The organism is Mesorhizobium sp. M7A.F.Ca.CA.002.04.1.1 (genome assembly GCF_004022805.1).
Taxonomy (GTDB): domain Bacteria; phylum Pseudomonadota; class Alphaproteobacteria; order Rhizobiales; family Rhizobiaceae; genus Mesorhizobium; species Mesorhizobium ciceri.
Genome location: NZ_RZPL01001016.1, coordinates 1 through 1,489, shown reverse-complemented (window position 1 = coordinate 1,489; position 1,489 = coordinate 1). Strand labels below are relative to the sequence as shown.

The window sequence follows — 1,489 nt, the reverse complement described above, 5'->3', positions numbered from 1 at the left end:
GTCTTCGACGATCCGGTCGAAAACCGTCTGATCGAAATCGACAAGATCGATCTTGTTGACGGCCAGCACGACGTGGCGGATGCCGAGCAGCGAGGCGATGATCGAATGTCGCCTTGTCTGGCGAAGCACACCCTGCCGGGCATCGATCAGCACGATCGCCAGGTCGGCGGTCGAGGCGCCGGTGGCCATGTTGCGGGTGTATTGCTCGTGACCAGGTGTGTCGGCGACGATGAATTTGCGCTTCGGCGTGGCAAAGAAACGGTAGGCGACGTCGATCGTGATGCCTTGCTCACGCTCGGCCTCGAGGCCGTCGACCAGCAGTGCGAAATCGATGTCGTCGCCCGTCGTGCCATGCTTGCGCGAATCGCGTTCGAGCGCGGCGAGCTGGTCCTCGAAAATCTGCTTGGTGTCGGACAGCAGGCGCCCGATCAGCGTCGACTTGCCGTCATCGACCGAGCCGCAGGTCAGGAAGCGCAGCAGCGACTTCTTCTCCTGCGCCGCCAGATAGTCGCGAACGCCGTCGGTGGGGGCGAGGCTCTTTGCCATGATGTGGCGCATGGTCAAAAGTACCCCTCGCGCTTCTTCTTTTCCATCGAGCCGGCTTCATCGCGGTCGATCAGGCGCCCCTGCCGTTCGGATGTCCGTGCCGTCAGCATTTCGCCGACGATGGCTTCCAGCGTGTCGGCCTCCGATTCGATGGCGCCAGTCAGCGGATAGCAGCCAAGCGTGCGGAACCGCACGAGCCGGTTCTCCACTGTCTCGTCGGGGCGGAGTTTCATGCGCTCGTCGTCCCGCAGGATCAGCATGCCGTCGCGTTCCACCACCGGCCGTTCCTTGGCGAAATAGAGCGGCACGATCGGGATACTTTCCTGCAGGATGTACTGCCAGATATCCAGCTCGGTCCAGTTCGACAGCGGAAAGACGCGGATCGATTCACCCGATGCGATGCGGGTGTTGAATATCTTCCACATTTCGGGGCGCTGGTTCTTCGGATCCCACACATGCTGGGCATTGCGGAAGGAAAAGATGCGCTCCTTGGCGCGCGATTTCTCCTCGTCGCGACGTGCGCCGCCAAAGGCCGCGTCGAAGCCGTATTTGTCGAGCGCCTGGCGCAGCGCCACGGTCTTCATGACATGGGTGTGGGTGTTCGAACCATGGTCGAACGGATTGATGTTGTCGCGCACGCCGTCTTCGTTGACATGAACCAGGAGATCGAAGCCGAGTTTCTGCGCCATCTGATCGCGAAAGGCGATCATCTCGCGGAACTTCCACGTCGTGTCGACGTGAAGAAAGGGAAATGGCGGCTTGGCGGGATAAAACGCCTTCATCGCCAGATGCATCAACACGGATGAATCCTTGCCGACCGAATAGAGCATGACCGGCTTGGCAAAGGCGGCCGCAACCTCGCGGAATATATGGATGGACTCGGCCTCAAGCCGCTGAAGATGCGTAAGCGCTGTTGTCATGGACCGTGGGCGTTCTTTCGTAT

General features: G+C 60.6%; 2 protein-coding genes. Both read right to left on the bottom strand.

The genetic code is table 11. From position 1 onward, the window contains the following. A partial coding sequence (locus ENZ75_RS31625) for a GTP-binding protein (protein ID WP_164888167.1) occupies positions 1 to 558 on the bottom strand: 558 nt, incomplete at its 3' end. Positions 559 to 560: 2 nt separating this feature from the next. Beyond that, positions 561 to 1,466: a sulfate adenylyltransferase subunit CysD gene (cysD, locus tag ENZ75_RS31620; protein WP_013532711.1), complete on the bottom strand. Its 906-nt coding sequence runs from the start codon at positions 1,464 to 1,466 to the stop codon at positions 561 to 563. Positions 1,467 to 1,489: the final 23 nt, after the last annotated feature.